We start from the raw sequence: 18,136 nt of genomic DNA, 5'->3' as shown, positions 1-18,136 counted from the left end.
ATTATAATTTATTTTAGAAAAGTATTCAATAAACGCTAGTAGCATAGGTAAAAATGAATAAAATAATACAAGCTGTTTTTGAATAATTTTAAGTTTTAAATTGTAAGATTTAATATGGTTTATAAATATTGGAGTAATATGTTTTTAGGTGGAGTATCAATTAAAATTATTTGTATTTTATTTATATCGGTTATTACATTAGCCGCTTTAGCTGTACTTTTTTTCATGAGGGGAAAGAGATAATTTTCATATAACTAAAGAACATCCTTATAAATTTAATGCTTAAGGGCAGAATAAATAATGATATAAAACAGATGACCATAAGCAAATTCAAAGGAGAAAATATGTGAGAATCGACAAAAACAAAACCTACGCGTCTATGGCATATTATCTTTTTCTTGCAATTATTTCGAGTGCGGCAGTTATACTTTTGTTTTTGAACTTAAAATACGTATTTCAAACTATAAGTGTCTTAGTCAGGGTTTTATCACCACTTATAATAGGCTTTGTGCTGGCCTATCTGTTAAATAGGCCGGTCAAGTTCACCGAAAAGGTTCTAACACCTTTTTTTAAAAAATGTAAGACAAATAAACCAAGGCGTGTAGTATCTATTATTATAACGTATGTTTTTATACTAACCATTGTGGTATTAATAGCTATAATTGTCTTTCCTCAGCTTGTGGAAAGTTTTTATACATTGTTCGAATCCTTGCCGCAGTATTTCTCTGCTTTGCAAAATTGGGTGATTAATATCCTTGGGAAATTTAATATAGATACTTCAAGCGTCCAGTCTTTTGTCATGCCATGGCAGGATGTAGTAGCTAATCTCGGCAAAACGATAGAGACATATATCCCGCAGGTATTTGAGATATCTATTCAATTCGCAGTTGCTATCGGGAACCTGCTCCTTGGAATATTATTCTCGATTTATCTTTTAGACAGCAAAGAAAAACTTTTAAGACAAATAAAAAAAGTTATATATGCTGTTTTAAATGAGGAGAGAGGAGAAGGTTTTATTTCCTTTTTTGAACAGAGCAATAAAACATTTTCCAATTTCATATCAGGTAAAATACTTGAATCTTTCTTATTTACCGTTGCCTCATTTGTGATAATGACTATTATGGGCTTACCGTATGCTTTACTTATAAGCGTAATAGTCGGTATTTTAAATATAATACCTTTTATTGGGCCTTTTATCGGTGCCGCTATCGGGGTTTTAATAATCTTTATAGTAAACCCGACACAGGCTTTATGGTTCCTTATAATGATAATCATATTGCAGCAGATAGACGGAAGCATTTTAGGCCCAAAGATACTTGGCGATTCAACAGGGCTGTCTGCTTTTTGGGTATTAGTTGCCATTATACTTGGCGGCGGGCTTTTCGGCTTCTGGGGAATGGTCGTAAGCGTACCTGTGTTTGCCGTTATTTATTCCGGAATTGCTTCTCTTATAAACGACAAAATAAATGGTAAAATAGGCAGGAAAAGCGAAAAAAGTGATTAAATATCCGATTTGCTTGCTTGTTGTAAGGTAAATAGATTGATGCTATACTAAATAAAAAACAGATTTTAGCAAAGCAGGTAGATATGAAGTATATAGTGATATTGGGAGACGGGATGGCAGATTACCCTATTGAAGAACTCGGAGGTAAAACGCCACTTCAAATAGCAAAAAAGCCTAACATGGATTTTATTGCGCAGCATGGCATGACGGGGCTTGTTAAGACCATTCCAGACGGGCTAAAGCCGGGTAGCGATACGGCCAACCTTTCTGTTCTGGGTTACGACCCAAAGGTATATTATTCTGGCAGATCGCCGCTCGAAGCCGTAAGCATGGGCATAACATTAAATGACAATGATGTCACATATAGATGCAACCTCGTCAACCTATCGGCAGAAGATAATTTTTATGAATCTACTATGATAGATTACAGTTCGGATGAGATTACAACAGAAGAATCCAAAGTATTGATAGATTATCTTAATAAAAATTTAAAATGTGAGGGGTTTAACCTTTACGCCGGCATAAGCTACAGGCATTGCCTTGTTTTAAGGGATGCCGCAACAGGAGCAGATTTAACGCCTCCGCATGACATTTCTAAGAAAAAAATTAAAGAGTATCTGCCTAAAGGGCAAAACAGCGAACTGCTGCTTGATTTAATGAAACGCTCATATAAACTCTTAAAAGATCATCCTATCAACAAAGCAAGGGAGGAAAGAGGCTTAAAAGCAGCCAACTCGATGTGGTTTTGGGGTGAAGGGACAAAGCCGAAGCTCCCGCCGTTTAGTGAAAAGTTTAAACTTAGAGGTGCTGTAGTGTCTGCCGTTGACTTGATTAAAGGCATAGGCATATGTGCAGGCATGAAGAGCATAGACGTGGAAGGTGCAACGGGGACTATAAATACAAATTTTTCAGGTAAAGCTAAGGCCGTAATAGATATATTGAACGAAGGGTACGATTTTGTGTATGTGCATATAGAAGCACCGGACGAATGCGGACACAGAAATGAGCTTAATGAAAAAATCAAGGCTATTTCACTTATAGATGAAAAAATCATAGGGCCTATTATTAAATCGCTTAATGATAAAAAAGAGGATTATGCAATAATGGTGCTGCCAGATCACCCAACGCCGCTTAGCATAAATACGCATACGTCGGATCCTGTGCCGTTTGCCATATACAAAAGCAGTAAAAAACTAAACGGTGCCGCAGATGCATATGATGAAAAAAGCGCTGCGAAAACCGGAATATTTATAGACCCTGGCCATAAATTATTGGATTTCTTTTTTAACTGTTAAATTAAGTTACAAACCTTTTAAACATGGTAATAAGTTAAATTTAAAATTTGTTATAACGCGGGGGCAAATCATGGACGTTATCATGCAGGTTAAAACGGTAGACTTACTGATAAAATTTATAACCGGAAATTTTAATAAAATAAGTGCGTACGATTATTTCCCAACCAAGGGGAAATTTTATCCGCGCAAAGAAAGTGATAATTTCCCGCGTGCTACTCCCGAATCCCAGGGAATTGATTCAAATGACATAACCGGGTTTTTAAATTCGATTGAGAAAAAAAAGATAAGCATCAATAATTTTGTCATGCTGCGCCATGGCAAAATCGTAGCGGAAGGCAGTTTTGCCCCTTATAAAAAAGAATACCCGCAGATGCTTTTTTCTATGAGCAAAAGTGTCGTTTCAACTGCTATAGGCATGCTTATAGATGAGGGAGCCCTTTCATTAGATGAAAAGATATATGATATTTTCAAAGAAGATGCCCCGCCTGTAACGGTTATATGGCAGAGGAAAATAACCGTCAGGCATTTGCTGACCATGACATCAGGCATACATTTTAATGAGGCCGGTTCTGTTACAGACAAGGATTGGGTAAAAGCATATCTGGCTCATATACCGGTGAGCAGGCCGGGAAAAGAATTTTACTATAACAGCATGAATACGTATATGCTGTCTGCTATTGTCAAAAAAAAGACAGGTAAAAATGTATCTGAATACTTAACCAAGAAATTATTTGAGCCTTTAAATATCAAAGATTTTACATGGGAGAAAAGCCCCAAGGGTATAGAAAAAGGCGGCTGGGGATTATCGTTAAATGTACTTGATATAGCAAAGATAGGGCAGTTATACTTGCAAAACGGGCAGTGGGACGTCAATGGAAAACAAACCAGGCTCATTTCAGAAGAGTGGATAAGGGAAGCTACTTCAAACCATATAGATTCGGATAAAGAAGTAGTTAAAGACGGATACGGTTATTCTATATGGGGCGGGCCGACTATTGGAAGCTATCAGTTTAACGGCGCGTTCGGGCAGCATATGGTTATATCGCCTAAAAGGGATATGGTGATAGCATTAACATCCGGAAGTCAGACTATGTTTACACAAGGCAAGGCATCTGATTTAATAAAGGAATTTTTAGGAAAAAGCAGTTTTGCACCTGGCATAGAGTCAATACCCGAAAACAAAGAGGCGTATGCAAAGTTAAAAGATACGATTTCAAAATTAAGGGCTGTTAAATTTAAAGATGTTAAAACGCAAGGCGAAAAGAAGCCTGAAAGAGAAATATTTAGGGCAGCGAAAACAAAATACGATGACAAGGCCTTTTCTCTGTCCGAGACGAGGGGCGGCATACTTCCGTTAGTCTTACAGTCTTTAAATATCAATTTTTCAAAAGGCGTTTCGGCAGCTAAGTTTTCTTTTAAAAGAGATTCATGCTTCATACAGTTAAACGAAGGCAAAGACATAAACGTAATAAAAATAGGCCTAAACGAAAAAATTAATTACAGCGACGTTTCAATAAACGGAGAAGTATATACGATCGGTACGATAGGAAAGTGGTTTGAAGAGAATGAGGAAGTAGTTTTAAAAGTATTTTGCTTTTTTATCGAGACGCCGAGTGTTAGAATATTTAAGTTTATATTTAAAGGTGACAAATTGAAAATAAGGTTTAATGAAAGGCCCTCTGTATTGGGCAGCGTCAATATGTTGCTTGAGCTTTTGGAAGGACCGGACAGCCTTTATAAAAAAGTAATGAACGAAGCTATAAGCAGAAAACAATTGCGAAAAAGGGTTATAGGCCTTGTTATGCCTGAGGCTGAAGGTACTTTGATACAGGATTGAATATTAAAAAGAGTTTGTATAAAGTGCTTTAAAAGGGCAACAAATATATGTTGGCCTTTTTTTATATTTTACTTGTATTATATACCGGACATGGTGTATAATTTTTGAGTTTAAAGGAGAATTGACGTGATTAGAGAAAATTTAAGAAATATGGCTATTATAGCCCATGTTGACCATGGGAAGACAACTCTTGTAGATGAAATGCTGAAACAAGGTGGTATGATAAGGGAAAATCAAGTAGTCCAGGAAAGAGTTATGGACTCTAACGACTTAGAACGCGAAAGAGGAATAACGATACTTGCCAAGAATACGGCTACTGTTTATAACGGTATAAAAATAAATATAGTGGATACTCCCGGACACGCAGATTTCGGCGGCGAAGTAGAGCGTGTTTTAAAGATGGTAAATGGAGTTTTGCTTTTAGTAGATGCTTTTGAAGGCCCGATGCCGCAGACCAGATTTGTGCTTCAAAAGGCCCTTGAATTAAACCACAGGGTAATTGTTGTCATAAATAAGATGGACAGACCAGACGCCCGTCCCGAAGATATAGAAAATGAGGTTTTAGAGCTGCTTTTAGAGCTGGATGCATCTGAAGAACAATTAGACAGCCCGATAATCTACTGTTCCGGAAGAAACGGTACGGCATCCTTAAAACCTGATGAAGAAGGCATGAACCTAGTCCCGTTGTTTGAAACGATAGTTAATTACATACCAGCGCCGGATGTCGATATTGAGGCGCCGCTACAAATACTTGTATCGTCTATAGACCACAGTGATTATGTAGGCAGGATAGCGGTTGGCAGGATAGAACGCGGAACGATAAAGCAAGGGCAGGAAGTAGTGCTCTGCGATTATCACAAGGATGATTTAAACCAGCGCTCAAAAGTTACTGCGATATACCAGTTTGACGGGCTTAAAAAAGTCCCGGCAGAACAGGCGATCGCCGGAGATATAATAGCTTTTTCTGGTGTTGAAAATGTAGATATAGGCAACACGGTCTGCGACCCCTCCATGGTTGAGCCGATACCATTTGTGAAAATATCGAAACCGACCGTAGAGATGACATTTTCTGTAAACGACAGCCCATTTGCAGGCAGAGAAGGTAAATTCGTTACGTCCAGGCACTTAAGGGACAGGCTTTTAAAGGAACTGCATAAAGACGTTTCGCTAAAAGTGGAGGAAACGCAAAGCCCGGATTCTTTCAGGGTTTTAGGCCGCGGAGAAATGCACCTTTCTATTCTTATAGAAACTATGCGAAGAGAGGGATATGAGTTTCAGGTAAGCACGCCAAAAGCGGTTAATAAAACTATAAACGGTAAACTTTGTGAACCTATGGAAAACCTGATAATAGATGTCCCTTCCGAACACGTTGGAAACGTTATGGAGAAACTGGGAACTCGAAAAGCAGAACTTGTACAGATGACAAGGCAAGAAGAACGCATGAGGCTTGAATTTATTATCCCGGCAAGAGGCTTGTTTGGATATAGAAGCGAATTTTTGACAGATACAAAAGGCGAAGGCATCATGAATATGATATTTAACGGTTATGAGCCGTTTAAAGGCGAGATCCCAAAGAGAAATTATGGTTCGTTAATTGCATTTGAAACAGGGAAGCGGTTCCTTATGGGCTTTTTAATGCACAGGACAGGGGGATACTTTTTATAGGCGCAGGGGTACAGGTTTACGGCGGTATGGTCGTTGGATATTCGCCCAAAAGTGAAGACCTAGTTGTTAATGTTTGCAAGAAAAAGCACGTGACTAATATGCGTGCATCAGGTAGCGATGAGGCACTTAGGCTGACTACGCCTAAGCAGCTAAGCTTAGAAGAGACACTTGAGTTTATTCAGGATGACGAACTGGTAGAGGTTACTCCAAAATCTATTCGTATAAGGAAAAAGATACTGGACCATTCGCTAAGGATGCGTGCAAATATAAAAAAATAACGATAATTAAAAATAAAGTTTAAAAAAGGCCTAAATACTTTTATTAAAAGTGTTTAGGTTTTTTTATTTAAGAATTTCAGATAATACTTTTTTGAGAAAAGGAAATAATAAAAAGTGTTAGAGGTGATGTTATGAGAAAAGTTATTTTAATAACGCTTTTATTAACGGTTATAGCGCTCATTTGTATAACTATTTTCGGAGGAATTTTTTCGGGAGATTCTTATACTAATTACCTGTTGGTGTAAGGCGAAAACATGTATGAAATCATCTATATTGCACTTAACAAAGAGGCAAGGGTAAAGTCAAATAAAATTAATATTTTTGAAGTCTGCGATATCTATGCAGCAACGGACAAGAAAAGCGCTCTTAATAAAATCACTTTTCCGGTAGACGAAGATGTATGCATTGTTTCTGCGATAGACGTCATTGAAAAGATATCGAACGTATTTCCAAATGTGCTTATACAAAATACCGGCTCGACTACGGACTGCGTAATAAAAAGCAAGTTAAAAGAAATAGTTTCATTGTGGCTTTAAAGGTGTTTTTGTTAAGTGTAATCATGTTATTCGGTGCAGCTATAGGGATAATAAGCTTTAACGAAGATGTAAATATGAAGGATACGCACGATAAGATATACACTTTTTTCACAGGCGAAAAAAGCAGCGATACTGTGTTATTAAGCGTGCCATATGCTATCGGGATTGCCGGTGGATTTTTGGCAGTGCTTAAGATAACAAAATCTAAGAAAGGCAAGTATCCTGGTTTGCTTGAACTCAATAACATGCAGGTTAAAGATGATATAGATAAGTATAACGTTGATAAGAAAGAGTAGATAAGATGGGGACTTTTTTGTCAATTTTAGCTGTGTTTGCCGGCGGAGTGATAGTTGGGAGCTCTCTTGCGGCTTTTTATCTTGCACTGAATATATTTTTGATATTAAGCCCTGAGATAAAAGGATCGTACAAATTTTATGCAGCGGCTTCAGTGCTAGGCACAATACTTGCATCTATTATATATTTTTCTGACATGAGTTTAAATTTATCACCTTTGTTAGCTATAATACCCGGGCTTGCGTTTGGTGCATTTACGGGGATATTGATAGCCTGCATAACTGAAATGTTAAACGTTATTCGGTTACTAGACGAATCTGAGATGGGAAAACTGGGAGTAGTGATTATTATAATTTCCGTAATGGCGGGAAAACTTGCAGGATCGCTTGTATTCTGGATAGGAAATTTATTTAGATAGGAGGAACCATGGATTATCAAAAGATACCGATAGATGATTTGACTCAGCAAAACAGTATGGTTGAGAAAGAAGAACCTGTTAAATTTGCGAAAGAAAATAAAGATATAAAAGAATAAGAGGAAAGACATAATGGATATTACAAAAAAAATAGACGAAAAAGAGTACGACCAATATGTAAAAGAAAAACAGCCTAAAAGCAAGCTGATTTCAGAATGCGCAAGAGCTTTTTGGGTTGGAGGGCTTATCTGCACTATTGGGCAGCTTATCAGCAATTTTGCTAAGGATATAATTAACTTAAGCAAAGACACTGCTTCTGCCTTTACTGCAGTAGTTCTTATTTTTTTAGGGGCACTTTTTACCGGCCTAGGCATCTACGATGTTATAGGTAAATATGCAGGAGCCGGTTCAATTGTACCTATTACAGGTTTTGCCAATTCGATAGTTTCACCTGCACTTGAGTTTAAAAGGGAAGGTTTTGTCTTAGGTGTTGGCGCCAAGATGTTCAATATAGCGGGGCCGGTGCTGGTATATGGGATATCCGCATCTGTGTTTGCCGGGATAATGTACCTTATATTCGGAGGTGCATAAATGGGAAGGATTGGAGAAAGAACGCTCACATTTAAAAAAGCTCCCTATATACGTGGCAATGGTGGTGTTGCCGGAAAAGATGAAAAGGAAGGGCCTATAGGAGCATATTTTAATACATATTTTAACGATGATCTGTGGGGCGAAAAGAGCTGGGAACTAACAGAAAGAAAGATGTTCATAAGGGCAGTTGAAAATGCAGTTACATCCGCAGGGCTTACTTTAGATGACATACAGATATTATTTGGAGGGGATTTATTAAACCAGATAATATCTGCAGGGTTTGCGGCAAGGACACTGAGGGCACCGTTTATAGGCTTGTATGGAGCCTGTTCTACAATGTCGGAATCGCTTTTAGTAGGTGCAATGGCGGTAGACGGCGGATATGCTGATAACGTTGTATGCGCAACCAGCAGCCACTTTGCAACTGCGGAAAGGCAGTTTAGGTATCCGCTGGAATTAGGTACGCCCAAAACGCCTACATCACAGCATACGGCAACTGCGGCAGGGGCAACAGTCCTATCAAGCACTGGACAGGCAGATGACGCGAGAATAACATGCGCGACTCCGGGGAGGGTCATAGATTTAAAAATCTCAGATGCAAATAACATGGGCGCAGCAATGGCACCTGCGGCAGTAGAAACACTGGTTACACACTTGGAGGATACTAAAAGGGCTCCAAATTACTATGATCTTATAATTACAGGCGACTTAGGAACATTTGGAAGCAAATTATTGGTTGAATACACTGCAAAGGAAAATGTAGATGTAAAAGCCGTCTATACAGATTGCGGAGTAGAGCTATATAAAGGAGTTAAAGACATGTATTGCGGAGGAAGCGGCTGCGGCTGCAGCGCTCTTATGTTTAATTGCTATTATTTAAAGAAATTTAAAGATAAGAAGATAAACAGGATACTTTTAATTGCAACAGGTGCCTTGCATTCACCGACGACGAGCATGCAAGGGGAAAGCATACCTTGTATTGCACATGCTGTGGCTATTGAAAGAGGTGAAATCATATGGAATATTTAAAGGCATTTTTAGTTGGCGGTATTATATGTGTTATAGGACAGATAATACTGTCTAAAACAAATATAAGCCCTGCCCGTATTTTGGTGATTTTCGTTACTGCAGGAGTCTTGCTTACACTTATCGGAATATACGAGCCTTTGGTAGACTGGGGTGGTGCAGGAGCAACTGTGCCGCTTACAGGGTTTGGATATTCTCTTGCTAAAGGAGTTAGAGAGGCCGTATCAAATGATGGGATAATCGGGATTTTTACGGGCGGAGTCACTGCTACTGCGGGCGGTATAACTGCTGCAATATTATTTGGATATTTAGTTGCCGTGATATTTAAACCTAAGACAAAAAAATAAATGCTAGTTAAAGAATATTTATTTAATTAATATTTCTGCTGTACCAATTAATTGGTACAGCAGATTTTTTGTGTTATAATATAAAAAAAATCACAGAGGAGATAGGCAAAATGGATTCTTTCTTGTCTGGTATCGGTTTTGTAGGTACAGATGTTGTAGTTGTGTTAGTCAGGGTTGTGCTGGCCGCATTTTGCGGAGGCATGTTAGGAATAGAGAGGACAAGGAAACGGCGCGCAGCAGGAGTTAGGACTTATATGCTAATAAGTGTAGGTGCTGCAGTAGTCATGATAACCGGAGAATACCTGACAAATACGTATAATTTATCAGATCCGGCAAGGCTTGGGGCACAGGTGATAAGCGGCATTGGTTTCATTGGTGCCGGCACGATAATAATGACAGGTTATCACGAAGTAAAAGGCATTACCACGGCTGCAGGGCTATGGGCTTCGGCTTGTATCGGGCTTGCTATTGGCGCAGGATTTTATTTGATAGCAATTATTGCAACCGGCTTGCTTTTAGTGATTATGATATTTGGCGGAAAATTGCAGTTTAGATATATGCTGCGTTCAAAACGATTAAGAATATTTGTGTTGTTTGAAAATTTAGAATATCTACCGGACTTTTTAATTGAGGCACGTAAAAATGGTATTATAATACACGATTGCGAGCATCTTAATAAATCTAGCGATGTAAATATAGGGAGTATGTTTTCCGTTGAACTTACAAAAAATATAACTCATAAACAGGTAATCGAGCTGCTTGGTAAAACAAATGGAGTTAAATACATCGAGGAGCTGAATTAAACATAACATGATATTGTTTACAAAATAAGACAAGTAGTGTATTATATACGTATTCTCAAAATCTCGTGAGGGAGTAATTGGCATACCGTATAAGGTATGTGTCAAGTCAACATACTGGCTTTTTAGCCTGGCTTGCCTTAAATAATGAGACTCATGTATAGTTGTTTTTATTAAGCTATACTTGAGCCTTTTTTAATATTTAAAACAAGGGAGAAAATATGGAAACTTTTATTATAGTAGCGCTGTTTATTTTAGGCGTTGCCTTAACTATCAAAGGCGGTGACTATTTTATAGATGCCGCAAGCTGGATATCAGAGGCACTAAATATACCTAAGTTTATTGTAGGGGCTACTATAGTAAGTGTGGCCACCACTTTGCCGGAACTGATAGTATCGGTTCTAGCCGCAACGGAAGGTAAAGTTGATATGGCTGTTGGAAATGCAGTCGGGTCCGTTACTGTTAATGTAGGGCTTGTAATGGGCATTTCGATATTGTGCATGCCGATCGCCATTAAACGTTCTAAATTTGCATTTAAAGGGATTTTGATGATACTATCCTGCGCCTTGCTGTTTTTGTTTTCATATAACGGACAGCTTGGTATAATGCCCAGCGTTTTGCTCCTTGCGATGTTTTGCGTATTTGTAATTGAAAACATAAAAGACTCCAAACGCTCTATGCTTTTGAATATAGAAAAAAAGAAAAAATTTGAGAACAAAGAAGCTTTTGTAAATATATTAAAATTTATATTTGGAGTTTTAGGGATAGTTATAGGTGCGAGGCTTCTAGTAGACAACGGAAGTGAAATAGCACGGCTTTTAAACGTGCCTGAAAGCATAATAGGCGCAACTGTAATAGCAATAGGAACATCTCTCCCGGAGCTTGTGACCACTATTGCAGCCCTTGCTAAAAAGCATGCAACGTTATCGATCGGAAACATAGTTGGGGCCAATATTATTGATTTAACGGTAATACTGCCGGTATGCACACTGATTTCCGGCAAAGCCCTGCCCATTTCTAATCAGGCGGCATCACTTGATCTGCCTGTATGTTTAGGCGTAATACTGATTGCAACACTGCCGACACTTATGACACAAAAGTTTAAGCGCTATCAGGGTGTTTTAATAATATTTGCATATCTTATATATCTTACAGTTCTTTGTGCCTGATATTTTTATGGGAAATAAGATTTAACAGTTGAATTTAATAAGTTGGTAAGGCTGGTTATTTCAGCTTCTGTTGCAGTGCTCGATGACAGAAGCGTGTTTAACTGGTTTATGATTCCCATTATTTCATCGTATTGTTCAACCGTATGTGGATTTGCGTTAAGCTTGTTATTTGCATTGGTAATAGCAGACCGTGCCGCAGTTTTTGCCGTTTTCAAAGACGTTGCGGCTGTGTGCACATCGCAGAACAGGCTTGAGTAAAGGCTGTTATCATAAGTAAACTGGCTTATGTCAAACGTATCCGAATAAACGCTGTCGGGCAGGACTATGCTTCCGTTGGTGCCGGGCCAAAGCGATAATGCCGAAGTAGAGTCAGCAAAAACTAGCGCTTTTTTAACCAGCTTTTCATCAGGGCAAAATGGTGTAGCTATCAGCCCGGAATCCGTACAGAAATTAAATTCATAATGCCAGTCGCACTCTTCCGTAGGAACTGAATCTTTATCGAATATATCTGTAACTGGCGTTCTTCCAAGTATATCTTCATAGCACGCATCGGTAGCTAATTTCCCGGAAACAGAACACACAGTAGCTGTCACAATCTGATCTGAAACTTCTGAAAAATCTATAATTTCTTTATTCGTGAGGCCCTCATGTAATTTAGACATAAAAGATTGCCAAAGCGGGGCAGCTGTAGAACTGGCTGAGATCCTGCTGGAAAGCGGCTCATAATCGTCGTGGCCTATATATACAGAGGCGGAATAATAAGGCGTATATCCGGAGAAGGATACGCCGCGGTTATCTTGATTAGTACCGGTTTTACCGGCAACAGTCATGCCGGCGATTTTGGCTCTTGTTCCGGTACCTTCACTGACTGCATCTTCCAGCATATCAGTTAGCAGATATGCGGTGGTCTTCTTAAACACTTGGCGCGTAACACGTATGGAATCCGCATCTAAAATTACATTTCCGTCCCTGTCTACCACTTTTGTGAAAGTGAGCGGCTGCATATATAATCCGCCGTTTGCGATACAGCCGTAAGCAACGGCCATTTCAAGTGTCGTAATGCCCGAAGTTCCAAGGGCAAGCCCTGGCCCGTCTGAAATTATATTATCCGGATCTACTCCTAAACTTTCAAGGTAATTAGTTGAGGTGTTTATGCCTACGTCCTCCATCAGTATACGAGCAGTAGCCGCGTTTAGAGAGTGTACAATGGCCGTCCTGAAAGTAACGGGACCATATGTGCTTTTATTTGTGGCAGGATATCCTGTAGCAGTATTCCATCCGGGGATTGCAACAGGTACATTTGCAACTATAGAAGCAGGGGAATATCCTATATCTATGGCAGGGCCGTATACGGATATAGGCTTGATGGCGGACCCGACGGGCATGTTAGACTGGTATGCGCGATTGAGTGCCTTTAGATATGTAGGCTCATCACGCCCTCCAATTATAGCCTTTATTTCGCCTGTATGATAGTCAAAAACTACGGCAGAAGATTGAGGCTGAACAGTCTCTATAGTGGTACCGGAAGAGTCTGTTTCTAATTTGACTGAATTCTCTGAATCTGCCATTGCAGGATAATTATAGGTTGAAAGAGTTTCCTGAACAGTATCCTGCATTTCAGTATCTAGAGTGGTATATATTTTATATCCGCCCGTTCTAAGTTCAGTTTCTATCTTTGAACGGTTAGCTTCGGTATCTTCTAAATTTTGAGCGATGAGCATATTGTCTATAACGTCGTTTATCATGTAATCGATGAAATAAGCGTATGGGTAAACAGAGCTGGTGTTATAGGTGGATTCTTCAACAACGTTTAATTCATCTCTAAGTGCTGCCTCATACTCTTCTTTTGTTATGTAGTTGGCAGTATACATATTCTTAAGAACGGTGTCTATGCGTTCGTTTAAAGCAGTTGGATCTTGGGTTACATAATAAACCCGGCGGGGGTTATACTTTGTCGGAGCCTGTGCCATAGCTGCAAGACAAGCCATCTCCCTTAATGAGAGTTCATCTAAATCTTTGCCGAAATAATCTGTCGCGGCGGCTTTTATGCCATATATTGTACCACCTAAAGGAATGGTATTTAAGTAAGCTTCTAGAATTTGGTCTTTAGAGTATACTGATTCAAGCTGTATAGCTAAATACGCCTCCTGAATCTTTCTTTTATAGGTCTGTTCAGAAGATAAAATGCTGTTTTTTATTAATTGCTGGGTAATTGTGCTCCCGCCTTGAGTGCTGGAGCTTGTAAAGTTATTTACAAATGAACCCAGTATTCTTTTTACATCGATCCCGGAATGATATTCGAATCTGATATCTTCAATCGCGATGTAGGCTTCCTGAAGTTTTTCAGGTATCTCTGAAAGAGAAGCCCAATCCCTGTTTTCAAGGCCCGAAAATGTCGTGACTAAAGTGCCGCCCTGATCATAAATATATGAGTTGACAGCTTGGTCTTGTATATCTGCTACGTCTAGCGTAGGGGTTGTCTCCATGTATCCCTTAGCAAGGCCGAGCACACTTCCAAAAGCACAAAAGCCCGTTATTATTAAGAGGACAAAAAGTATCCTTATAGTATTTATAGTTACGCTAAGCGCAAAGTTTTTTTCCTTTTCAGGAGGGGTAAAGTAAACTTCGTATCTGCTTATAATAGACTTAAAAAAGCCTCTGGATTTACGGGCAGCTTTTTTAAAATTATTGCCTCCGCCGGAAAATACCGAGGTTTCATTCAAATCAGTATCGGTGTCTATATTATTAGTGCCTTCAGGCGGATTTTTCTTGGATTTAAAAAGCCTTGAAAAAAGCTCTTTAAGACTATCCGATATATTAAAAAACGTTATTTTAAGACCCATTATAGCTCCTGATTTCATAAAATACAGTCCCATTATATCACAAAAAAATTTTTTTTATATTTTTTATTAGTAAGACGCAAAAAATTTACATATTGTTTTATCGGGAGGAGAAAATTATGCCGTTTAATTTTCGCATTAGGATAAACAAAAAAATAATAATAACCTTGATCTTGATTTCCGTAATAGTGCTTTTATATATTATAGACGCCTCGGTTAAACCCGGCATATTTGCATTGACGGAGACAAAGCTTAAGAGCCTGGCCGTTAACGCGATGAACGAATCCATTAAAGATATAACGAAAGATTTAGAGTATTCGGATTTTATAAATATAGAAAAAGACAATGAAGGACAGATAAATCTTATACTTGCAAATTCAGTTAAAATGAATGAAGTTTCTTCCAGCATAGCTCTTGATACACAGCAGCGTATTGAGGAGCTTGGTACCCAGGGGATTGACTTGCCTATAGGAAGTATTTTAGGAGGGTCTTTCTTTTCCGGAAGAGGGCCTAATATAAATATAAAATTTGAACCTATAGGAGTGGCAACCTCTAAATTTTATTCGGATTTTGAATCTGCTGGTATCAACCAGACGAGGCATTGTATCTATATAGACGTAGAGACGACTTTTAAAATAATAGTTGGCAACAGCAGCCAGGAAGTCAGTACTAAAAGCGAGATGCTGATTTTAGAAACTATTATAGTAGGTAAAGTACCGGAAACGTATTTACAGGCTGATCGCGATGAGCTTATGAACTTGATCCCGCAGTAAAATATATATGCGGATTGCTAAGGATTGCCTACTATGATATAATTTTTAAAGATTTTAATTAAGAGGTGGATTTTATGTCCGGACATTCAAAGTGGGCAAATATTAAACGCAGAAAAGAAGGCGTAGACGCTAAGCGCGGAAAGATATTTACTAAAATAGGCAGGGAAATAGCAGTTGCAGTTAAAGAAGGCGGAAGCAACCCGGATGCCAATTCGAAGTTAAAAGATGTTATTGCAAAAGCCAAAGCCAATAACATGCCAAACGATACGATAGCACGCTCAATAAGCAAAGCTGCCGGAGAATTAGGCAAAATTAATTACGAAGATGTAATATACGAAGGATACGGAGTAAGCGGAGTTGCAGTTATAGTGGAGGTTTTAACCGATAACAGGAACAGGACGGCAAGCGATGTAAGGCATATATTTGATAAATGCGGCGGTTCGCTTGGGGCAACAGGCTGCGTTTCGTGGATGTTTGAAAAAAAAGGCATCATGCTTGTTGAAAAAGATCCTTCTGTTGATGAAGAAAGCCTCATGATGACGGCACTAGACGCAGGCATTAACGATTTTGACGGAGACGATGATTTTTACGAGCTGACTGTCAGCCCGGAAGATTTTTCTAAAGTGCGGCAAACACTTGAGGAAAATGGCGTTAGCTTTTATTCGGCAGAAGTTACTTTAGTGCCGAATAACACGATATCGATTGACGAAGAATCAGCTGATAAAATACAGAATATGCTTGATATGTTTGAAGATAACGATGATGTGCAAAATGTGTATCATAACGCAGAAGGGCTGATTTAAGAATAGCAAAAAAACATTTGGCAAAAATAATCCCAAAGAGAAATCGGAGGGATTTTTTATGTCCTTATTTAATAAGACAAAAACTAAATGGAAAGTGCTTTTTTTTGTTGTATTTGGTGCTTTTTGCATCGGCATACTGCTTTCTACGTCTAGCTCATCTGATAAAAACAATGCTTCTGATGATGATTCGCTTTCGGTAGGAGTTAACTCTGTTCGTATTTCAGAAAATTGTGTCTGTCAATATGAGTATTATTATACTGCATGCGGGCATAGCATATATGATTCAAAAGACGTAGACAAAAGCTGGGTAGGGCTTACAGAATCTGAATTAAACGAAGTCTTAGGCGAGGGAGAAATAGAGAGTTTTTCTTCCAGCCTTGTAAAAATAAAGTATACGTTCAGGTGCTACTGCGAAAACCATTATATTTTAAAAGAAGAAGACGGAGAGCTATGTGTGTATAATACACAAAGCGGCAGTGATGAGCAGGTGTTGTTAATGGCATTCAAACCGATCGACAGGGAGCTGACCGTTGAAGAAAAAGAGGCGCTTAAAGAAGGAAAGGTCTTTAACAGCATTGAGGATATCATTTCTTATATAGATGCAAACGAAGATAATTTACAAATTGAAGGGGAAGAAAATGATACCGGTGATTGATAATCAAAACCAAAACATTTATAATGTATAAAAAGAAGTCCAAGCCGGGGGTTTATTATGGATTTTATACGTGAAATGGCTTTTAATGCAAAAACAGCTTCTAGAAAGCTTTCAGTATTTGGCGAAAAGCAGAAAAACAATATATTGTTTGCGATGGCCGATGCACTTCAAAAAGAAAAAGAATACATACTTAAAGAAAATGAAGTAGATATAAAAAGGGCTAAAGAAAAGGGCATAAGCAAAGCTATGACAGACAGGCTGCTGCTAACCGGAGCCCGTATAGACGATATGGCGGCCGGCCTCAGGAAGCTCGCTCAGTTAAGCGACCCTGTCGGCGAAGTTACAAGGATGTGGAAGAGGCCAAACGGTTTAACCATCGGCCGGGTACGCGTGCCACTGGGAGTTATCGGGATAATATACGAGGCGAGGCCAAACGTTACGTCTGATGCCATAGGCCTTTGTGTTAAAACGGGTAATGCGGTGATTTTAAGAGGAGGATCTGAAGCCATATCTTCTAATTGTGCGGTTTCAGACGTTATGATCAAAGCGGCAGAGGCTGCAGGGCTTCCTAAAGGTGCTGTTTGCCTGATAAAAGATACGTCAAGAGAATGTGCGACATATATGATGAAGTTAAACGGGCTGATAGACGTACTTATTCCACGCGGAGGGGCAGGGCTTATTAAGTCCGTTGTTAAAAACGCCACTGTACCTGTCATAGAGACGGGCACAGGAAACTGCCACGCCTTCGTAGATGAGTTTGCGGATTTTAAAATGGCATCCGATATAGTTGTAAACGGGAAAGTAAGCCGCCCATCGGTTTGCAATGCCCTTGAATCGCTTTTAGTACATATAAATATAGCAAGTGAATTTTTACCAATAGTAATAAAAGCTCTTAAAGATAACGGCGTAGAAGTGCGGGGCTGCGAAGTCACAAGGTCTATCGTGGGGGATATAAAAGCAGCTACAGAAGAAGATTATTATACTGAGTACCTAGATTATATAATTTCCGTTAAAGTAGTTAACAGCATTGAAGAAGCTATCGATCATATTAACGAACACGGCACTATGCATTCCGAATGCATAATAACTAAGGATTTTGCAAATGCCAGAAAGTTTCAAAATGAGGTCGATGCGGCTGCAGTCTATGTAAATGCATCTACAAGGTTTACAGATGGTGAGGAATTGGTTTTGGCGCGGAAATAGGCATAAGTACACAAAAGCTTCATGCCAGAGGGCCAATGGGATTAAATGAACTAACTACTTATAAATATATAATTGACGGAGACGGCCAAATAAGATAGTTTACTT

15 protein-coding genes and 2 pseudogenes are annotated in these 18,136 nt (G+C 38.9%); 16 read left to right on the top strand and 1 reads right to left on the bottom strand.

All coding sequences use genetic code 11. The features are described from left to right. The first annotated feature begins 346 nt into the window (after positions 1-346). The 12 genes and pseudogenes from R2876_00250 (at position 347) to R2876_00195 (ending at position 11,757) form a co-directional block, all read left to right on the top strand. Positions 347-1,504, top strand: a complete 1,158-nt coding sequence (locus R2876_00250; GenBank protein ID MEZ4357060.1) for an AI-2E family transporter — start codon at positions 347-349, stop codon at positions 1,502-1,504. Between the two features lie 83 nt (positions 1,505-1,587). Further along, complete coding sequence (locus tag R2876_00245; protein MEZ4357059.1) at positions 1,588-2,799, top strand: cofactor-independent phosphoglycerate mutase; 1,212 nt, start codon at positions 1,588-1,590, stop codon at positions 2,797-2,799. A 70-nt stretch (positions 2,800-2,869) separates the two neighbouring features. Then, positions 2,870-4,636, top strand: a complete 1,767-nt coding sequence (locus R2876_00240; protein ID MEZ4357058.1) for a serine hydrolase — start codon at positions 2,870-2,872, stop codon at positions 4,634-4,636. Positions 4,637-4,762: 126 nt separating this feature from the next. Beyond that, positions 4,763-6,579, top strand: a pseudogene (gene typA, locus R2876_00235) (translational GTPase TypA). Between the two features lie 254 nt (positions 6,580-6,833). After that, complete coding sequence (locus tag R2876_00230; protein MEZ4357057.1) at positions 6,834-7,115, top strand: stage V sporulation protein AA; 282 nt, start codon at positions 6,834-6,836, stop codon at positions 7,113-7,115. A gap of 23 nt (positions 7,116-7,138) precedes the next feature. Then, entirely contained in the window at positions 7,139-7,411 is a 273-nt protein-coding gene (locus tag R2876_00225) for a hypothetical protein (protein MEZ4357056.1), read from the top strand. A gap of 5 nt (positions 7,412-7,416) precedes the next feature. Beyond that, complete coding sequence (locus R2876_00220) at positions 7,417-7,827, top strand: stage V sporulation protein AB (protein MEZ4357055.1); 411 nt, start codon at positions 7,417-7,419, stop codon at positions 7,825-7,827. A gap of 129 nt (positions 7,828-7,956) precedes the next feature. Beyond that, positions 7,957-8,415 (top strand): stage V sporulation protein AC, encoded by a 459-nt coding sequence (spoVAC, locus tag R2876_00215; GenBank protein ID MEZ4357054.1) that lies wholly within the window; start codon positions 7,957-7,959, stop codon positions 8,413-8,415. Next, a complete protein-coding gene (gene spoVAD / locus R2876_00210; GenBank protein MEZ4357053.1) occupies positions 8,416-9,444 on the top strand; it encodes a stage V sporulation protein AD in 1,029 nt (342 codons plus the stop codon). Next, the gene (gene spoVAE, locus R2876_00205) at positions 9,432-9,788 is read left to right on the top strand and encodes a stage V sporulation protein AE (protein MEZ4357052.1); all 357 of its coding nucleotides are present in this window, start codon (positions 9,432-9,434) and stop codon (positions 9,786-9,788) included. Before spoVAD ends, spoVAE begins: the two co-directional genes overlap by 13 nt. A 110-nt stretch (positions 9,789-9,898) precedes the next feature. Next, the gene (locus tag R2876_00200) at positions 9,899-10,591 is read left to right on the top strand and encodes an MgtC/SapB family protein (protein ID MEZ4357051.1); all 693 of its coding nucleotides are present in this window, start codon (positions 9,899-9,901) and stop codon (positions 10,589-10,591) included. Positions 10,592-10,809: 218 nt separating this feature from the next. Further along, positions 10,810-11,757, top strand: a complete 948-nt coding sequence (locus R2876_00195; GenBank protein ID MEZ4357050.1) for a calcium/sodium antiporter — start codon at positions 10,810-10,812, stop codon at positions 11,755-11,757. Positions 11,758-11,762: 5 nt separating this feature from the next. On the opposite strand, the gene R2876_00190 is transcribed toward R2876_00195, so the two are convergent. After that, positions 11,763-14,633: a PBP1A family penicillin-binding protein gene (locus R2876_00190; protein ID MEZ4357049.1), complete on the bottom strand. Its 2,871-nt coding sequence runs from the start codon at positions 14,631-14,633 to the stop codon at positions 11,763-11,765. An 83-nt stretch (positions 14,634-14,716) separates the two neighbouring features. On the opposite strand from R2876_00190, the gene yunB reads away from it, so the two are divergent. The 4 genes and pseudogenes from yunB (at position 14,717) to R2876_00170 (ending at position 18,129) form a co-directional block, all read left to right on the top strand. Continuing rightward, positions 14,717-15,370, top strand: a complete 654-nt coding sequence (gene yunB, locus R2876_00185) for a sporulation protein YunB (protein MEZ4357048.1) — start codon at positions 14,717-14,719, stop codon at positions 15,368-15,370. 74 nt (positions 15,371-15,444) lie between these two features. Continuing rightward, complete coding sequence (locus R2876_00180) at positions 15,445-16,173, top strand: YebC/PmpR family DNA-binding transcriptional regulator (GenBank protein MEZ4357047.1); 729 nt, start codon at positions 15,445-15,447, stop codon at positions 16,171-16,173. Between the two features lie 58 nt (positions 16,174-16,231). Continuing rightward, positions 16,232-16,828 (top strand): hypothetical protein, encoded by a 597-nt coding sequence (locus R2876_00175; GenBank protein MEZ4357046.1) that lies wholly within the window; start codon positions 16,232-16,234, stop codon positions 16,826-16,828. 75 nt (positions 16,829-16,903) lie between these two features. Continuing rightward, positions 16,904-18,129 (top strand): annotated as a pseudogene (locus R2876_00170) (glutamate-5-semialdehyde dehydrogenase). The last annotated feature ends 7 nt before the right edge of the window (positions 18,130-18,136 follow it).

The sequence above is a fragment of the Eubacteriales bacterium genome, from assembly GCA_041390245.1.
Classification (GTDB): Bacteria; Bacillota; Clostridia; order Christensenellales; family JAWKQI01; genus JAWKQI01.
Note: the sequence above shows the minus strand (reverse complement) of the source record. Positions and strands in the feature narration are given on the sequence as shown.